Annotated in this window: 8 protein-coding genes; all 8 read left to right on the top strand. The window is 56.7% G+C overall.

Features of this window, described 5'->3' with window-relative positions; all coding sequences use genetic code 11:
- Window positions 1-11 precede the first annotated feature (11 nt).
- The 8 genes from NSS83_RS09725 to NSS83_RS09690 all read left to right on the top strand — a co-directional run bounded on the left by NSS83_RS09725 (window position 12) and on the right by NSS83_RS09690 (window position 18,625).
- Window positions 12-8,069 carry a hypothetical protein gene (locus NSS83_RS09725; protein WP_341348127.1) on the top strand — a complete coding sequence of 2,686 codons (8,058 nt, stop codon included), beginning with the start codon at window positions 12-14 and terminating at the stop codon, window positions 8,067-8,069.
- Window positions 8,070-8,262: 193 nt separating this feature from the next.
- Window positions 8,263-9,462 (top strand): hypothetical protein, encoded by a 1,200-nt coding sequence (locus NSS83_RS09720; RefSeq protein WP_341348126.1) that lies wholly within the window; start codon window positions 8,263-8,265, stop codon window positions 9,460-9,462.
- 28 nt (window positions 9,463-9,490) lie between these two features.
- Window positions 9,491-10,681: a hypothetical protein gene (locus NSS83_RS09715; RefSeq protein WP_341348125.1), complete on the top strand. Its 1,191-nt coding sequence runs from the start codon at window positions 9,491-9,493 to the stop codon at window positions 10,679-10,681.
- A gap of 298 nt (window positions 10,682-10,979) precedes the next feature.
- Window positions 10,980-12,212 carry a hypothetical protein gene (locus NSS83_RS09710; protein ID WP_341348124.1) on the top strand — a complete coding sequence of 411 codons (1,233 nt, stop codon included), beginning with the start codon at window positions 10,980-10,982 and terminating at the stop codon, window positions 12,210-12,212.
- Window positions 12,213-12,278: 66 nt separating this feature from the next.
- Complete coding sequence (locus NSS83_RS09705; RefSeq protein WP_341348123.1) at window positions 12,279-13,502, top strand: hypothetical protein; 1,224 nt, start codon at window positions 12,279-12,281, stop codon at window positions 13,500-13,502.
- Window positions 13,503-13,533: 31 nt separating this feature from the next.
- Window positions 13,534-15,858, top strand: coding sequence for a hypothetical protein (locus NSS83_RS09700; RefSeq protein WP_341348122.1), 2,325 nt, complete (start codon window positions 13,534-13,536; stop codon window positions 15,856-15,858).
- Between the two features lie 90 nt (window positions 15,859-15,948).
- Window positions 15,949-16,854 carry a glucose-1-phosphate thymidylyltransferase RfbA gene (gene rfbA, locus NSS83_RS09695; protein WP_341184641.1) on the top strand — a complete coding sequence of 302 codons (906 nt, stop codon included), beginning with the start codon at window positions 15,949-15,951 and terminating at the stop codon, window positions 16,852-16,854.
- 1 nt (window position 16,855) lies between these two features.
- Complete coding sequence (locus tag NSS83_RS09690; RefSeq protein WP_341184642.1) at window positions 16,856-18,625, top strand: thiamine pyrophosphate-binding protein; 1,770 nt, start codon at window positions 16,856-16,858, stop codon at window positions 18,623-18,625.
- Window positions 18,626-18,763 lie beyond the last annotated feature (138 nt).

Raw genomic sequence — 18,763 nt, 5'->3', positions numbered from 1 at the left:
GTTGACAACTAATGGCTACAGGACCAACAGGAACAACCGGGGCTACAGGGCCTACAGGTACAACTGGCGGTAGAGGGAATCAAGGTAGTAGAGGTAACGTGGGATTTTCAGGAGGTACCGGATCGACTGGACTAACGGGAGCAACGGGGCTCACTGGTGAAACGGGAGTAACGGGACTGACAGGAGTGACCGGAGCAACAGGGCTCACGGGTGAAACGGGAGCAACGGGGCTGACAGGAGAGACCGGAGCGACAGGGCTGACAGGTGAGACGGGAGCAACAGGGCTGACGGGAGAAACTGGAGCGACGGGACTCACGGGAGAGACTGGAGCGACGGGTCTGACAGGAGAGACCGGAGCGACGGGGCTGACGGGAGAGACCGGAGCAACGGGACTGACGGGAGAGACCGGAGCAACGGGACTTACGGGAGAAACCGGAGCGACGGGTCTGACCGGAGAGACGGGAGCGACGGGACTCACGGGTGAGACGGGAGCGACGGGTCTGACGGGAGAGACCGGGGCAACAGGGCTGACAGGTGAGACGGGAGCAACAGGGCTGACGGGAGAAACTGGAGCGACGGGACTCACGGGAGCGACAGGGCTAACCGGAGAGACTGGAGCGACAGGGCTGACCGGAGAGACGGGAGCAACAGGGCTCACGGGAGAGACGGGAGCGACAGGACTCACGGGAGAGACTGGAGCTACGGGGCTTACGGGAGAAACCGGAGCGACAGGGCTCACGGGAGAGACCGGGGCGACAGGGCTGACCGGGGAAACGGGAGCAACAGGACTCACGGGAGAGACTGGGGCAACGGGACTCACGGGAGAGACGGGAGCAACAGGGCTCACGGGAGAGACCGGAGCGACGGGACTTACGGGAGAGACGGGAGCAACAGGGCTCACGGGAGAGACCGGGGCGACAGGGCTGACCGGGGAAACGGGAGCAACAGGACTCACGGGAGAGACTGGGGCAACGGGACTCACGGGAGAGACGGGAGCAACAGGGCTCACGGGAGAGACCGGAGCCACGGGTCTGACAGGAGAGACTGGAGCGACGGGTCTGACCGGAGAGACGGGAGCAACAGGGCTCACGGGAGAGACGGGAGCGACAGGACTCACGGGAGAGACTGGAGCGACAGGGCTGACCGGAGAGACGGGAGCGACAGGACTCACGGGAGAGACTGGAGCGACAGGGCTGACCGGAGAGACTGGAGCCACGGGTCTGACGGGAGAGACCGGAGCGACGGGACTTACGGGAGAGACGGGAGCAACAGGGCTCACGGGAGAGACCGGAGCCACGGGTCTGACAGGAGAGACTGGAGCGACGGGGCTTACGGGAGAGACTGGAGCGACGGGTCTGACCGGAGAAACGGGAGCGACAGGACTCACCGGTGAAACGGGGCTTACGGGAGAGACGGGAGCCACGGGGCTGACCGGAGAGACGGGAGCAACAGGGCTCACGGGAGAGACTGGAGCGACGGGACTGACGGGAGAGACCGGAGCGACGGGGCTGACCGGAGAGACGGGAGCCACGGGGCTTACGGGAGAGACGGGAGCAACAGGGCTCACGGGAGAGACGGGAGCAACAGGGCTCACGGGAGAGACTGGAGCGACAGGGCTGACAGGTGAGACGGGAGCAACAGGGCTGACGGGAGAAACTGGAGCGACGGGACTCACGGGAGAGACTGGAGCGACGGGTCTGACAGGAGAGACCGGAGCGACAGGTCTGACAGGAGAGACCGGAGCAACGGGACTCACAGGCGAAACGGGGCTTACGGGAGAGACGGGAGCCACGGGGCTGACCGGAGAGACGGGAGCAACAGGGCTCACGGGAGAGACTGGAGCGACGGGACTGACGGGAGAGACCGGAGCGACAGGGCTCACGGGAGAGACCGGGGCGACAGGGCTGACCGGGGAAACGGGAGCAACAGGACTCACGGGAGAGACTGGGGCAACGGGACTCACGGGAGAGACGGGAGCAACAGGGCTCACGGGAGAGACCGGAGCGACGGGACTGACGGGAGAGACGGGAGCAACAGGGCTCACGGGAGAGACCGGAGCCACGGGTCTGACAGGAGAGACTGGAGCGACGGGTCTGACCGGAGAGACGGGAGCAACAGGGCTCACGGGAGAGACGGGAGCGACAGGACTCACGGGAGAGACTGGAGCGACAGGGCTGACTGGAGAGACGGGAGCGACAGGACTCACGGGAGAGACTGGAGCGACAGGGCTGACCGGAGAGACTGGAGCCACGGGTCTGACGGGAGAGACCGGAGCGACGGGTCTGACGGGAGAGACTGGAGCGACGGGTCTGACCGGAGAGACGGGAGCAACAGGGCTCACGGGAGAGACGGGAGCGACAGGACTCACCGGAGAGACAGGAGCAACAGGACTCACGGGAGAGACCGGAGCAACAGGGCTCACGGGAGAGACTGGAGCGACGGGACTTACGGGAGAAACCGGAGCAACAGGGCTCACGGGAGAGACTGGAGCAACAGGTCTGACAGGAGAGAGCGGAGCAACGGGACTCACAGGCGAAACGGGCGCAACGGGTCTGACGGGAGAGACGGGAGCCACGGGTCTGACAGGAGAGACTGGAGCCACGGGGCTGACCGGAGAGACGGGAGCAACAGGGCTCACGGGAGAGACTGGAGCGACGGGACTGACGGGAGAGACTGGAGCGACGGGACTGACGGGAGAGACTGGAGCAACGGGACTGACAGGAGAGACGGGAGCAACAGGGCTCACGGGAGAGACCGGAGCGACAGGGCTGACCGGAGAAACCGGAGCGACTGGGCTTACGGGTGAGACGGGAGCGACAGGGCTGACCGGAGAAACCGGAGCGACGGGGCTCACGGGAGAGACGGGAGCAACAGGGCTCACGGGAGAGACTGGAGCGACAGGGCTCACGGGAGAGACTGGAGCGACAGGGCTGACCGGAGAGACTGGAGCGACGGGGCTCACGGGAGAGACGGGAGCCACGGGTCTGACAGGAGAGACTGGAGCCACGGGTCTGACCGGAGAGACGGGAGCAACAGGGCTCACGGGAGAGACGGGAGCCACGGGTCTGACCGGAGAGACTGGAGCGACAGGACTGACAGGCGAAACGGGAGCAACAGGACTGACAGGAGAGACGGGAGCAACAGGGCTCACGGGAGAGACGGGAGCGACAGGACTGACGGGAGAGACTGGAGCGACGGGACTGACGGGAGAGACTGGAGCAACGGGACTCACAGGCGAAACGGGCGCAACGGGTCTGACGGGAGAGACGGGAGCGACGGGTCTGACCGGAGAGACTGGAGCGACAGGACTGACAGGCGAAACGGGCGCAACAGGACTGACAGGAGAGACGGGAGCAACAGGGCTCACGGGAGAGACCGGAGCGACAGGGCTGACCGGAGAAACCGGAGCGACGGGGCTTACGGGTGAGACCGGAGCGACAGGGCTGACCGGAGAAACCGGAGCGACGGGGCTTACGGGTGAGACGGGAGCAACAGGGCTCACGGGAGAAACGGGAGCGACGGGGCTCACGGGAGAGACTGGGGCTACGGGACTCACGGGAGAGACGGGAGCGACAGGTCTGACAGGAGAGACCGGAGCAACGGGTCTGACTGGAGCGACGGGTCTGACAGGAGAGACCGGAGCGACGGGGCTGACCGGAGAAACTGGAGCGACGGGGCTGACCGGAGAGACCGGAGCAACGGGTCTGACTGGAGAGACTGGAGCAACGGGGCTGACCGGTGAAACGGGAGCAACAGGACTCACGGGAGAAACCGGAGCCACAGGACTCACGGGAGAGACTGGGGCAACAGGGCTCACGGGAGAGACTGGAGCGACGGGTCTGACGGGAGAGACCGGAGCGACGGGGCTGACGGGAGAGACCGGAGCGACGGGTCTGACGGGAGAGACCGGAGCAACGGGACTTACGGGAGAAACCGGAGCAACAGGTCTGACAGGAGAAACGGGCGCAACAGGGCTCACGGGAGAGACGGGAGCGACAGGGCTCACGGGAGAGACTGGAGCGACAGGGCTCACGGGAGAAACTGGAGCGACGGGTCTGACGGGAGAGACTGGAGCGACAGGACTGACGGGAGAGACTGGAGCAACGGGACTCACAGGCGAAACGGGCGCAACGGGTCTGACGGGAGAGACGGGCGCAACAGGACTGACAGGAGAGACGGGAGCAACAGGGCTCACGGGAGAGACCGGAGCGACAGGGCTGACCGGAGAAACCGGAGCGACTGGGCTTACGGGTGAGACGGGAGCGACAGGGCTGACCGGAGAAACCGGAGCGACGGGGCTCACGGGAGAGACCGGAGCGACAGGGCTTACGGGTGAGACGGGAGCGACAGGGCTCACGGGAGAGACGGGAGCGACAGGGCTGACCGGAGAGACTGGAGCGACGGGGCTCACGGGAGAAACGGGAGCGACGGGGCTCACGGGAGAAACGGGAGCGACGGGGCTCACGGGAGAAACTGGAGCGACGGGTCTGACGGGAGAGACTGGAGCCACGGGTCTGACGGGAGAGACCGGAGCCACGGGACTGACGGGAGAAACTGGAGCGACAGGGCTGACTGGAGAGACGGGAGCAACAGGGCTCACGGGAGAAACGGGAGCGACGGGTCTGACCGGAGAGACGGGAGCGACAGGACTCACCGGTGAAACGGGAGCGACGGGTCTGACGGGAGGGACCGGAGCCACGGGTCTGACGGGAGAGACCGGAGCCACGGGACTGACGGGAGAAACTGGAGCGACAGGGCTGACTGGAGAGACGGGAGCAACAGGGCTCACGGGAGAAACGGGAGCGACGGGTCTGACCGGAGAGACGGGAGCGACAGGACTCACCGGTGAAACGGGAGCGACGGGTCTGACGGGAGGGACCGGAGCGACGGGTCTGACGGGAGAGACTGGAGCCACGGGTCTGACCGGAGAGACGGGAGCGACAGGACTGACAGGCGAAACGGGCGCAACAGGACTGACAGGAGAGACGGGAGCCACGGGTCTGACCGGAGAGACCGGAGCGACAGGACTGACCGGAGAAACCGGAGCGACGGGGCTTACGGGAGAGACGGGAGCAACAGGGCTCACGGGAGAGACTGGAGCGACAGGGCTGACCGGAGAGACTGGAGCGACAGGACTGACAGGCGAAACGGGCGCAACAGGGCTGACAGGAGAGACGGGCGCAACAGGGCTGACAGGAGAGACGGGCGCAACAGGACTGACAGGAGAGACGGGAGCAACAGGGCTCACGGGAGAGACCGGAGCGACAGGGCTGACCGGAGAAACCGGAGCGACGGGGCTTACGGGTGAGACGGGAGCGACAGGGCTGACCGGAGAGACTGGAGCGACGGGGCTCACGGGAGAAACGGGAGCGACGGGTCTGACCGGAGAGACTGGAGCGACGGGTCTGACGGGAGAGACCGGAGCTACGGGACTGACGGGAGAAACTGGAGCGACAGGGCTGACGGGAGAGACGGGAGCAACAGGGCTCACGGGAGAAACGGGAGCAACAGGGCTCACGGGAGAAACGGGAGCGACGGGTCTGACGGGTCTGACGGGAGAGACTGGAGCGACGGGACTGACGGGAGAGACGGGAGCGACGGGGCTCACGGGTGAAACCGGAGCGACAGGGCTGACGGGCGAAACGGGAGCGACAGGGCTGACAGGAGAGACGGGAGCAACGGGACTTACGGGAGAGACGGGAGCAACAGGACTCACGGGTGAGACTGGGGCAACAGGGCTCACAGGTGAAACCGGAGCGACGGGGCTGACCGGAGAGACTGGAGCGACGGGGCTGACCGGAGAGACTGGAGCGACAGGGCTGACCGGAGAGACTGGAGCGACAGGGCTGACCGGAGAGACTGGAGCGACAGGGCTGACCGGAGAGACCGGGGCAACAGGTCTCACGGGAGAAACCGGAGCGACAGGTCTGACCGGAGAGACTGGAGCAACGGGTCTCACAGGTGAGACGGGAGCAACAGGGCTGACTGGGGAAACGGGAGCAACAGGGCTGACTGGTGAGACGGGAGCGACGGGTCTGACAGGAGAGACCGGAGCAACAGGTCTGACCGGAGAGACTGGAGCAACAGGGCTCACGGGAGAGACTGGAGCAACAGGGCTCACGGGTGAGACCGGAGCGACAGGGCTAACCGGAGAGACTGGAGCGACAGGACTCACGGGTGAGACGGGAGCCACGGGACTCACAGGTGAGACGGGAGCAACGGGACTGACCGGAGAAACTGGAGCGACAGGGCTCACAGGAGAGACGGGAGCAACGGGACTCACCGGAGAGACCGGGGCAACAGGTCTCACGGGAGAAACCGGAGCGACAGGTCTGACCGGAGAGACTGGAGCAACGGGTCTCACAGGTGAGACGGGAGCAACAGGGCTGACTGGGGAAACGGGAGCAACAGGGCTGACTGGTGAGACGGGAGCGACGGGTCTGACAGGAGAGACCGGAGCAACAGGTCTGACCGGAGAGACTGGAGCAACAGGGCTCACGGGAGAGACTGGAGCAACAGGGCTCACGGGAGAGACCGGAGCGACAGGGCTAACCGGAGAGACGGGAGCGACAGGACTCACGGGTGAGACGGGAGCCACGGGACTCACAGGTGAGACGGGAGCAACGGGACTGACCGGAGAAACTGGAGCGACAGGGCTCACAGGAGAGACGGGAGCAACGGGACTCACCGGAGAGACCGGAGCAATAGGTCTCACGGGAGAAACCGGAGCAACAGGTCTGACTGGAGAGACTGGAGCGACAGGACTGACCGGAGAAACGGGAGCCACGGGAGCGACAGGGCTTACAGGAGAGACCGGAGCAACGGGACTCACCGGAGAGACCGGAGCGACGGGGCTCACAGGTGAGACGGGAGCAACGGGGCTGACCGGAGAGACGGGAGCAACGGGGCTGACGGGAGAAACCGGAGCGACAGGGCTGACGGGTGAAACGGGAGCCACAGGACTCACGGGAGAGACTGGGGCTACGGGTCTCACAGGAGAGACCGGAGCAACGGGTCTAACGGGAGAAACCGGAGCGACAGGGCTGACGGGTGAAACCGGAGCGACAGGGTTGACCGGGGAAACGGGAGCCACAGGACTCACCGGAGAGACTGGGGCTACGGGTCTAACGGGAGAAACCGGAGCGACAGGGCTGACGGGAGAAACTGGAGCAACGGGTCTCACGGGAGAGACCGGAGCAACAGGTCTCACAGGAGAAACGGGCGTAACAGGTCTGACAGGAGAGACTGGTGCAACGGGACTTACGGGAGAGACTGGAGCGACGGGTCTTACAGGTACGACTGGTCCACCAGGGCTTACTGGAACAGTTATAGGCCAAACAGGTCCAACAGGTCCAACAGGTCCAACAGGAACAACTGGCCCAACGGGAACAACGGGTGCAAGAGGTCCTCAAGGCAGCGGAGGAATACGAGGAGGTTCAGGTAGACCGGGGGATACAGGGCAGACAGGTGTGACAGGTCTGACCGGAGCGACGGGACTTACGGGGGAAACGGGAGCAACAGGTCAGACAGGAGTGACTGGAGTAACCGGTGTCACCGGTGTTACAGGAGTAACAGGACTCACTGGGTTAACGGGAGCAACAGGTCAGACGGGAGCGACTGGTGTTTTATCCGAGAGCTACGCTCAGTTTTTGTACTATGGAGCGGGTATTGAAGCAACAAGTGATCATTTCCCGATCCCGAACTTTACTATAGATTTACAATCCACTACTGGGAATTCTATAGGACCACAATCTGATGATACCGATGTGTTTACGGTAGAGCCCGGAAGCTACTTGATTCTGTATCAAGCTAATGTTAAATCCACTGATACCAAAGCAGCCGGTCTGGAATTGATTGTTAATGGTGCATTTGACAATGTAACACAAGTTTTCGCTTCAATAAATACGGTTGCCACTTATCTGTATGGAACTCATATTTTAGCGACTTTTATGCCGGCGACGATTCAACTGGCACTTATGTACGAAGGCACTTCTGTAACTACTAATATTATTGGAGTACAAGAAGGCGGGTTCTACGTAGCTAAAGTTACCATAGTCCAGTTGTTATGATCTTTTTATAAATTGTGATCATTAATTTTTTGCCTCCCATGAAGACCAGCCTGCTGCAGGCTGGTCTTCATGCATGTGTATGTGTAGAGCAAAAAAAGATTGTTTTTTCTTACATAGTCAGGACGAATTGCTGAACCAATCATTCAAAGCGGCATATGATGGACTATTCTAATCAAGGAAGGAGAGGATTGATTTGTCTCAAGCTAATCTGCCTAACATTACACCTACCATTACACTCACCCGTAGCGATGCCATCAACATGATGATGGCAGCCATCGCCATGGAAGAGTTAGGGCTTAGCCATGTAATTAATGCAGAAGGGGAGAAGATGCAATACGCGCTTGGCACTCTTCCTGGAGTAACTGCTCCGGTGGTGAATATCTCTAATATTCAGGATATCACTGATAGTATCCGTAGTATGCTGGGGGAAACGGTCAAAAGCGCCTGGCTGCAGACCAGCCAGTTAGAGAGTCTGCTTGCCGCACCGGTTGATTATGGCGGTACTGGAGCCACAGGCGTAACAGGACCAGACGAGGGACCGATAGGTCCACGAGGACTGCCGGGTCCAGCAGGCGAGACTGGAGACGATGGTCCAACCGGCTTCACTGGAATTAGTGGTATTACGGGCATAACAGGAGTTACAGGAGAGACGGGAGCAACTGGCCTCACAGGCCTGACTGGAGTGACAGGGGTAACGGGTGTTACCGGACAAACCGGAGAGACGGGAGCAACTGGCCTCACGGGCCTGACTGGAGTTACAGGGGTAACTGGTATGACAGGGCAAACCGGAGAGGCAGGATTGACTGGCCTCACAGGTCTGACTGGAGTTACAGGGGTAACTGGTGTTACAGGGCAAACCGGAGAGACAGGATTAACTGGCCTCACGGGTCTAACTGGAGTGACCGGATTGACTGGAATGACCGGAGCAACCGGGGGTACAGGAGAGCCTGCTAATGACCGGTGGTTGGCTTATTTCAATGGTGCTGAAGCAGGTCCGATAGGAGCACGTGGTCCAATACTCTTTAATGATAATGGTTATTTCACTGGAACAGCTATCTCCATCAACCCAGGTGGCGGTTACTTTCTGCAGAATAACGGTGCTGGAGCTAGTCTGGAACCGGCCACATACTATGTTCATTATGCAGTAAATGCTATTGCTGCGACAGGGGCAAGTATGAGCATTGCCCTTGCTCTTAACGGTGTCACGATTCCAGCAAGTGAAGCGATATCCAATAATTCGGTGCCTGTTGGAGCTACTTCAAATCTGGCAGTGGGGGGCAGTATTTTTCCGACCGTTACTGCTTCCACAGTTAATTCTCTACTCTTGTTTAATGCTGGTCCCGCTGAAATTAGCGATATTACAGGCTCGATATCCATTATTAAATTGCTCTAACCCAACCTAAAATAGAGGAGTTGATCTCATGTCTCAGGCGAACCTGCCAAACATCACCCCAACCATAAGCATTGCCAGGGATGATGCTGTTAACCTGCTGCTGTCCTCCATTGCGATGGAAGAATTGGGACTCAGCCACATTATCAATGCCGAAGGGGAGAAGCTGCAATATATCCTGGGTACATTACCTGGAATTACAGCTCCTGAAGCGACTATAGGCGATGTATTAGCTATGAACGATAGTGTAAGAAATATGATGCGGGACATTGTCAAGAAGGAATTCATTCTCACCAACAAGCTGGAGACAGTCCTCAATGCCTCCATAATGGTAGGGCCTACTGGCGCAACAGGGGCTACGGGTAATCCCGGGGGGCCTCCAGGTCCTCAAGGCGATCAGGGAATTCAGGGCCTCCAAGGTGCAATGGGAATAACCGGTCAAACGGGAGAGACTGGCTTAACGGGTATGACCGGATTGACTGGGGTAACCGGTCTAACGGGGCTAACCGGAGAGACGGGAGAGACCGGGATGACCGGCTTAACGGGGGAGACCGGGATGACCGGAGTAACCGGTCTAACCGGAGAGACGGGAGAGACCGGGATGACCGGTTTAACGGGAGAGACCGGGATGACCGGAGTAACCGGTCTAACTGGAGAGACGGGAGAGACCGGGATGACGGGTCTGACCGGCTTAACGGGTCTGACTGGATTGACTGGGGTAACCGGTCTAACCGGGATGACCGGCATGACTGGTATGACTGGTATGACTGGCTTAACCGGTCTGGCCTTCTTCGCAGAGTTTGCTTCTGCTGGATCTACAGCAGATCAAGTTGGCGCTTTTCCCGAAGCGGTGACTTGGACCTCTACTGGACCGAGTGACGGAAGTATTATTTTGAATCCAGATTCAAATCAGTACTTTCCACTACCTCTCAATTCTACAGTTCTGGTCCAATACTTTGTCACTGGCGGGAAAGTTTTCGCTGAACCAATGAGCTTCCAATTGTACACCTATGATGCAGGTGAAGCTCTTATTGCTCCTGTTCCTGGTTCACAAGCAACTTCGGCATTGGGCGCAGGCACAATTGCAACTGTGGCAGGAGGCGCTATCATTGGAACTACAGGTATACCACAGTTTGTGGGATTAGTTAATGAAAATGCTACTGAACCTGTAGGAGAAAACGGTACCTTCTCTGCCAATATTCAACTGATCAGGATTAATTAAAATATCAATTTATAACGAGCGCCAGAATGAATTCTGGCGCTTTGCCGCGTCTAAAAGTTCAGAACAGAGAAGTGATTGGCCTCTTTGGAAATATTAGAGGAATGGTCCAGGCCAGACTGATTCACAAGCATAGAATATTAGGTGTTGCCAGATCTCCGAGAGGTCTATGAAATATTCTGCATATCGTGGACTTGGACAATCTATAGGCAGCATAAACTGGTATTGGGGGTGTTGTTTAAATAGTACTGCCGTTCGCAAATGGCAAGCAAATATAAAGTGAAAGAAGGGTTGTGTCCATATGTCATCATTAATTCCAGTGCAACTGGGAAGTCCGGGACCGGCAATCCGGATGGCAAGTCCGATATTGCTGGAGGAGAGTCATCCGTTCTTCCAAATTGATTTTAGTGTGCCTCTGTCGTTCCAGCCCGCCGCGCCCGGTAATTATCATTTGATCGTCGGGCTATCGGTGCTGAAAGACGGAAAGATCATTTATACCCTTACCGAGCCCTTTATCGGCAGCGGCAATGCTGGGGAAGCACTCATTGCGGATGTGAATGCAAGGATTACAGGCAGCTTCGGCCAGGGTGGGCAGTTCTTTGAATTGGAGCTGCAGATTCTGTCTTCACAGAATATTGCGGCGAATCCGCTGGCCGGACGCCCAGCAGTCTCCGTCCAAGGAGTGGCGGCGGACGAGGAGGAGGTGGGTCCGACAGGGCCAACGGGTACGCAAGGTCCACGGGGTACGAAGGGACCTAAAGGTCCGACTGGCAGCACTGGACCGACAGGAACAACTGGTCCTGGCATACAAGGGGTGAAGGGTCCTAAGGGCCCCACTGGACCGACTGGTGTGGTTGTGGCAACTGGAGCGGGGAGCGTAACGGGGGCAACGGGTGTTACAGGACCTGACGGGGTAGGGCCCACAGGTGCAACCGGAATGACTGGAATTGGAGCCACCGGGATGACCGGATATGGTCCGCAGGGACCGACAGGGACGACGGGAGCAAGGGGCGTGACGGGACCTACAGGTCCTGGTTCAGGGGCTACCGGGGATACGGGTCCAACCGGTCCCACAGGGATAACCGGACCCAGCCGAGCCTTACCGATCGTTGTGAGTGATACTCTGCTGTCGAGCAGTCCTATTGAGGGGAACATCGTAGGCCAACTCCCGCCGGTACTGATAACCTCGACCGATCAATGTGTAGTTGTAGCAGGTACCTTCCAAATCAGCTACGGAAATCCATCTAATCATAATTATAACAACGCTATTTCTTATTTGGTGAGACGAGATGGTCAGACAATTCCAGACACTGGTGATCAAGTATGGAGTATTTCTTACGATTATTTGAATAATCCACCGTATAATTCAATTCCTTCTGAACAATCATTATCCTTCTATGCAGTAGATGAGAATCCGTCACCGGGTGTTCATAACTATCAATTGTATGTGGAGGTTGGGAGTCTGTCTACCAATACAACCATCAGCTATAAATCATTTAGTGCAGCCGCGAAGGTATTCCTCAAAGGAAATTAATGATATCTATTCATAAAAGCCGCGTCAGTGTAACAAGCATCTGAGAAATAAAGGAGTTGAACATATATGAACAGCTATTCGTCGCTTCCCCTTGAAAGCGGCAACGAACTGGTGCTTACGGATATTCGGACGGATGTAGAACAGCCGTATCCATCTGCGGAAGTGCAGTTATCGATTCCTCTGCTGCTGGATATCCAGTCCCCCGGCTATTATCATCTACACTTGAATGTTGAACTATGGAGGGCAAATGCGTTAGTCGAAACCCGTGATGTGTCGGTTGAATCCACAGCCTTGTCTGCCGGATGGATACAGACTGAAGCCACGGTCAGATTCAGTGATGAACTGCCCGCAGGCATTCATCAATACGAGCTGCGAATGAAGCTGCTCCATGTTCAGAATATCGCTTCGGATATCCGGGTCGGCTCTCCGTTGATCCGGACGGGGCCGGGGCCTGTCATATTCAACGGCCCTATAGGCCCCCAAGGACCTACAGGACCTACTGGTCTCACCGGAAGAACCGGAATATCTGGAGGCTTAGGGGGAAGGGGAGCGGCTGGATTCTCAGCTACCGGCCCGACCGGCCTAACCGGCCCCACCGGTCCAACAGGGGAAACCGGTTATGCAGGAGGATTCGCTGGCCCCACTGGAACGACCGGGGCAGCGGGAATGGGGATTACAGGAGCGACCGGACTTACAGGTGTAGGGGCCATGGGGGCCACCGGACTAGGAATTATAGGGGATACAGGACCCGACGGTCCGACAGGCCCCACAGGCCCCACAGGGGATCCGTCCGGGGGAAGCGGTGAGCAGGGTGAAGCCGGACCCGAGGGTCCCATAGGAGCTACAGGTACACCAGCGGATGAAGCGTTTATTCCAACATTGACTTACAGAGTTTCTGCCGGTGCTTTGGAAGTGGCTCTTAATACCCCTACAACGCTTGTGTCTCTCCCGGTTGATCCTGGAAGCGGGAGTTGTCAGGTAGAAGGGATAGTAAAGTTATCTTATTTTAAGAGTATACCTGGACCAACTAATTCTGGACTCCGAATAGGCTTCAAACTTACTGATACTGCTGGAAATACATTATATCAGTACGCTAATTATTTCCAAAAACAGCAAGGAACTGGCGATTCCGGAATATTTCAGAATTCCCCGTTTATTGTGATGTATGATGGGCCACCGACTACTCTGACTTTAACTCTGTTGTATACAGGTGATGAACAAGACGGATGGAACTTAGTTCAACTCTTCCAAAGTGTAATAACATCCACGGTAATTCCTGATAGCATCTGATGTTGTGCAAAATATAAAAGGCGGTGAATTTATGTCGAATTTAACGACTTTTCCCTTGGGAGCACCAGGACCGGCTGTTCACCTGGCGGAGACTCTTGACATTGTTGCAGCACAGCCCCAGGCGCATGTCACATTCCAGATTCCTGTCGTCTTCCAGGGAGTCACTTCCGGTCCATCCTTGCTGCGGGTAGAATTGGAAACAATGCTCTCCGGCAATGTCCTGCAGACTCAATTGGTTACACTGTCCCATACCGGAACGGAGGAGACCGTTAGAACAATGCAGGTGACGGTCAACCATGCGGTGTACCCGGGAACGTATGCCTACACGATCCGAGCCCGGGTCGTCAGCTACATTAACGTCAAAGCAGATCCATCTATAGGCAGAGCTGTTGCAGGGATCGCATCTGTGAATACAGGTAGAGCTGCGGCAGGACTGACCGGCCCAACCGGCCCGACAGGAACAACCGGTACCCAGGGGCGGATGGGCGATGGCGGCGATCCTGGTAAGAAGGGCGTGACAGGGGCAACAGGCTACGGAGCGACCGGGCAGACAGGAGATACAGGCACACCGGGTCCTCCCGCGGTTGTCACTGGCCCAGTAGGCTATGGTCCGACTGGGCCGACCGGGGAGACGGGAAACAACGGAATCGGCCCTACGGGTGCAACCGGCGTAGCTGTAACAGGCACTACGGGGTACAGCATACAAGGAACGCGAGGTGCGCAGGGACCGGAGGGTTCAGAGGGCGCACTGGGGCCGACAGGAACTGGCGGTAAAGGCCCGGCGGGTCCGCCAGGAGCCACAGGTGCAACTGGGGCGACGGGAGAGCCCGTGCCACCTCCTGCATACCAATACCTTAACAATTCACTAGTATTAAGCAATGCTTCACTAACGGTTCTCAACCTGAACTTTTTGCAGATTGAGGACGGACAACGCGTACAACTACAGGGGAATCTCCGTGTCTCCTATCTCCCGCTTGCAACAGCCGTACGAATCCCTCTCTCTATTTATGTTCTCTATAAAGGTATAGTGATTCAGTGGTTTGACTTCCGGTCCATTGTTCAAGGTTATGGGAGCGGTGCAGCCGATCCCGGCGAAAGAGCGAGTGTGCAATTCCCGTTCAGCCTGACGCATACCCCTGATGCCGGAGCGGGAGTCTATTCGGTTCAAGTACAAATAAACTTTTCTGTACCGGGCAACTTCCCGCTGACCGTGGAGAACCGGTATCTGGCAGCAGAGGTTGTGGGAAGCGGGACACCCTATATCCAGGATGAAGAAGTTTATTTCCTGGCTGCGGGCGGGGTCCAGACCTTAAATGCTCTGGTCGGTCCAACCCATTCGGTCACTATGGACCCTAACATCATGTTCCCGCTGACAGCGGCTTACGCTTCATCGAGGGGCAGCAGTATCTACTTCGCGGTCCAAGACCGATTATACCAGTTCAACGCATACGCACAGAAGGTGGAATGGGGCGTTGATCTGAATCAGGGAATGCAGGCAAATGACCTGTTGTTGACGCCTGACGAGCACTATCTCTTCATCTCGGATGAAGCCAGTCCCCAGGTGCAGATCTATGACGTGGTGAAAAGAGATCCGGTCAGAACGCTCACCCTGCACTCGAATGTGCTCTTCTCGGCTGCGTCTCCCGACAGCAGATACGTCTTCTTCTATGTCTACACTGGTGAGGTTTATGCCTATCGGATTGCTACAGGGGAGCTTACCGAGAATATTTTCAGTGGAGCCTATGATGTTCAGCCTGCAAAGTATTTAGGCATTTCGAACCCTCTAGTGGTATCACAGGACAGTAGCGAGGTACGATTAACACCCAGTCTACAAAATGTCGCTTATGCCTACTCGAAGGTGGGAAACTTTAGCGACAACGGGACCCGGTTCGTGGGGGCGACTCAACCTACCTGGGGTATTGTAGAGCTAAATAATGGAAGTACATTAGTAATAACCAACCATGTCGATCCAGACGTCCCGCCCAATTATTCTGAAATCACTGTTGTAAATCCCGATTCGTCAGTTGCAGCAATCTCTATTAACGTTGATGCGGTTGCTCTGGCCCTGTCTCCTGATGGTTCAATGCTTTGTGTTCAGAGTATCCAGGGGATAACTCTCATTGAGCCCAGAACATTTTTAGGAGAATCATTTATTTCAATACCGGAATCCATCATACAGGGTGGAATTAGTTTCACAAGGGACAGCCGTTTTGTCATTGCAATTGGAACTGAGCATATTTACTCAATAAGCATGCAGGATCGCTCCATGAGAACCTTTGACCTTCCGCCTGAACCTTCTAATCATCCGCTATTCTATACCCTCACTAGCGGAGCCTACAAAACGCAGAGTAAATAAAACTGCACGACAAGTGCTTAGACCAATCCCTGTGGTTCCTGAAACCGCGGGGATTGTCTTCAGAAATGATTAGAACCGGAGGGTGGACGGATGAAAGGCATTATTCTGGCGGGCGGCTCGGGGACGAGACTGCATCCGCTGACGAAGTCGATCTCCAAGCAGATTCTGCCGGTATACGACAAGCCAATGATCTATTATCCGCTGTCTGTATTGATGCTGGCAGGCATCCGGGATATCCTAATTATCTCCACCGGGAGAGACATCCGGCTGTTCCAGGATCTTCTGGGCAACGGCGAACAGCTTGGCCTCTCCTTCCAGTATGCAGTGCAGGAGCAGCCGCGCGGACTTGCCGAAGCGTTCCTGATCGGAGAAGAATTTATTGGTACAGATCATGTGTGCATGATTCTGGGCGACAACATCTTCTATGGACAGAGCTTCAGCTCCATTCTGGAGCGAGCTGTCCAGCGGCGGGAGGGTGCCACGATCTTCGGCTGCCGGGTACAAGATCCTTCGGCTTATGGTGTTGTTGAATTTGACAGCATGGGCAAGGCGGTTGCGCTGGAGGAGAAGCCCCTGTATCCCCGTTCCCATTATGCAGTGCCGGGCTTATACTTCTACGACCGCCAGGTCGTTGAGATCGCAAGACATATCCAGCCCTCACGGCGTGGTGAAATCGAGATTACAGATGTTAACCGGGAGTATTTAAACAGAGGCCAATTGAATGTGGAGCTGTTCGGCCGGGGAATGGCCTGGCTGGATACCGGGACGCCGGATTCATTGCTGGAGGCAGCCAATCTGGTGGAGACGCTCCAGAAGCGGCAAGGCCTGTACGTGGCTTGCATTGAAGAGATTGCTTTCATTAAAGGCTACATTACCAGAGAGCAGCTTCTGGAGCTGGCAAGGCCGCTGCGCAAGCTGGCCTACGGACAATATCTGAACACCATTGCTGAAGAATCACTTACTGCGGGCGGACAAGGTCCATGGAGGAGGAGTTAACTTGAAGATATCTGATTATGTCATTGATTATCTCAAGCAGCAAGGTGTCTCCCATGTCTTCGAGTTCATTGGCGGGGCGATTGTCCATTTGCTCGATTCCGTCTCGGTTAGAGAGGACATCGAGTGTGTCTCTGTCCGTCATGAACAAGCAGGCGCATTCGCAGCGGAGGCCTATGCGAGAATGAACGGGAAGCTGGGTGTAGCTATGGCTACTAGCGGACCGGGAGCCTTGAATCTGTTGACCGGTATAGGCAGTTGCTACTTCGACTCCGTTCCTTGCTTATTCATCACGGGTCAAGTAAACACATATGAGTATAAATTCGACCGTCCGGTCCGGCAAATAGGATTCCAGGAAACGGATATTGTCAGTGTCGCGCAGCCGTTAACCAAATATGCAGTCATGGTTACTAAGCCGGATCAGATCAGGTATGAGCTGGAAAAGGCTGTGGCGCTCGCGCAAAGCGGCCGGCCCGGCCCGGTGCTTCTGGATCTTCCGATGAATCTTCAGCGGGCAGAGGTGGAACCTGATACGCTGGCCAGCTTCTATGATAGTGTTGAATATCAGGAGCTTATGCAAGATGATGGCGACTTAGACGCAGCCGTTGTTGCAGATGTCCTGAAACGGCTTGAGGCAGCCAAGAGGCCGCTGATACTGGCGGGCGGGGGAGTGAGGGCCGGTAACTCCGCAGCGTCATTATCCCGGTTCATTGAGCTGACCGGAATCCCCGTTGTTACTTCATTAATGGGATTGGATGTCATCCCCCATGACCACCGGTTATATACAGGTCTGATCGGGTCATACGGCAACCGTTACAGCAATCTGATCCTGGCGAATTGTGACTTGTTACTTATTCTCGGCTCAAGGCTGGATACCAGACAGACCGGAACCAGACCGGATACCTTCGGGCGCGGCGCTGACTTGATCCATGTAGATATTGATTCTAACGAGCTTAACAGCAAAGTTAGCGTAAGCCTAGCTGTTCACTCCAGTCTGAATGTATTTCTCGAGAGGATGAATGATGCATTAGCTGTATTTAGCAAGCCTGATATTACTGCATGGTTAGACTATATTACACTACTTAAGAAGCAATATCCTACCTATTCCTTCACTCCGCAGGCTGATGAAATTGAACCGAACCGGTTCATGGAGCTGTTGTCCTCCAGATCAGAGAACTTCCATACGGTATGTCTAGATGTGGGCCAGCATCAGATGTGGGCATCGCAATCCTTCAGGCTGTCCGGACATCAAAGGTTGCTTAATTCCGGCGGGATGGGGGCCATGGGCTTTGCCTTACCGGCTGCTATCGGCGCCTGTCTGGCCACAGGACAGGAGACGCTTGTGATTGCAGGAGACGGAGGATTTCAACTAAATATACAGGAGCTTGATACGGTGGTCCGGCTGAATCTGCCCATCAAAATCGTCGTTATGAATAATAGCTCGCTTGGCATGGTCAGGCAATTCCAGGATTTATATTTCGCAGGCAGACAACAATCGACGGTGAATCCCAATCCTTCGTTCATTGATATTGTTAGAGCGTATAAGCTCCCGGCTTATACTATGAATACGATGGCTGATATGCATCAGCTTAATCAGTTCCTGAGTGTGGATGGGCCGGCTTTCCTTGAGGTAAAGCTGGATAAGGATACCAATGTCTATCCCAAGCTGGTGGTGAACCGGCCGATTGAGGACATGTATCCTTACCTGGACAGGGAGGAATTAAAAAAGATCATGCAAATCGATCTCGTGGACGAAACGGATATTTCAACTTGATCTGACGGACACATTCCAGACTTGGCGCATATAGTGGTATTCACAGAGCAGAGAAGATTTGGCGGATGGGGAGGAAGCCTATTCTATCGAGACCATCCACTAAGTCCACACCAAACCTGTATAGATGAATACTACTAT

Origin of the sequence: Paenibacillus sp. FSL H3-0469, from assembly GCF_038051945.1 — a bacterium.
Lineage (GTDB): Bacteria > Bacillota > Bacilli > Paenibacillales > Paenibacillaceae > Paenibacillus_AQ.
Note: the sequence above shows the minus strand (reverse complement) of the source record. Positions and strands in the feature narration are given on the sequence as shown.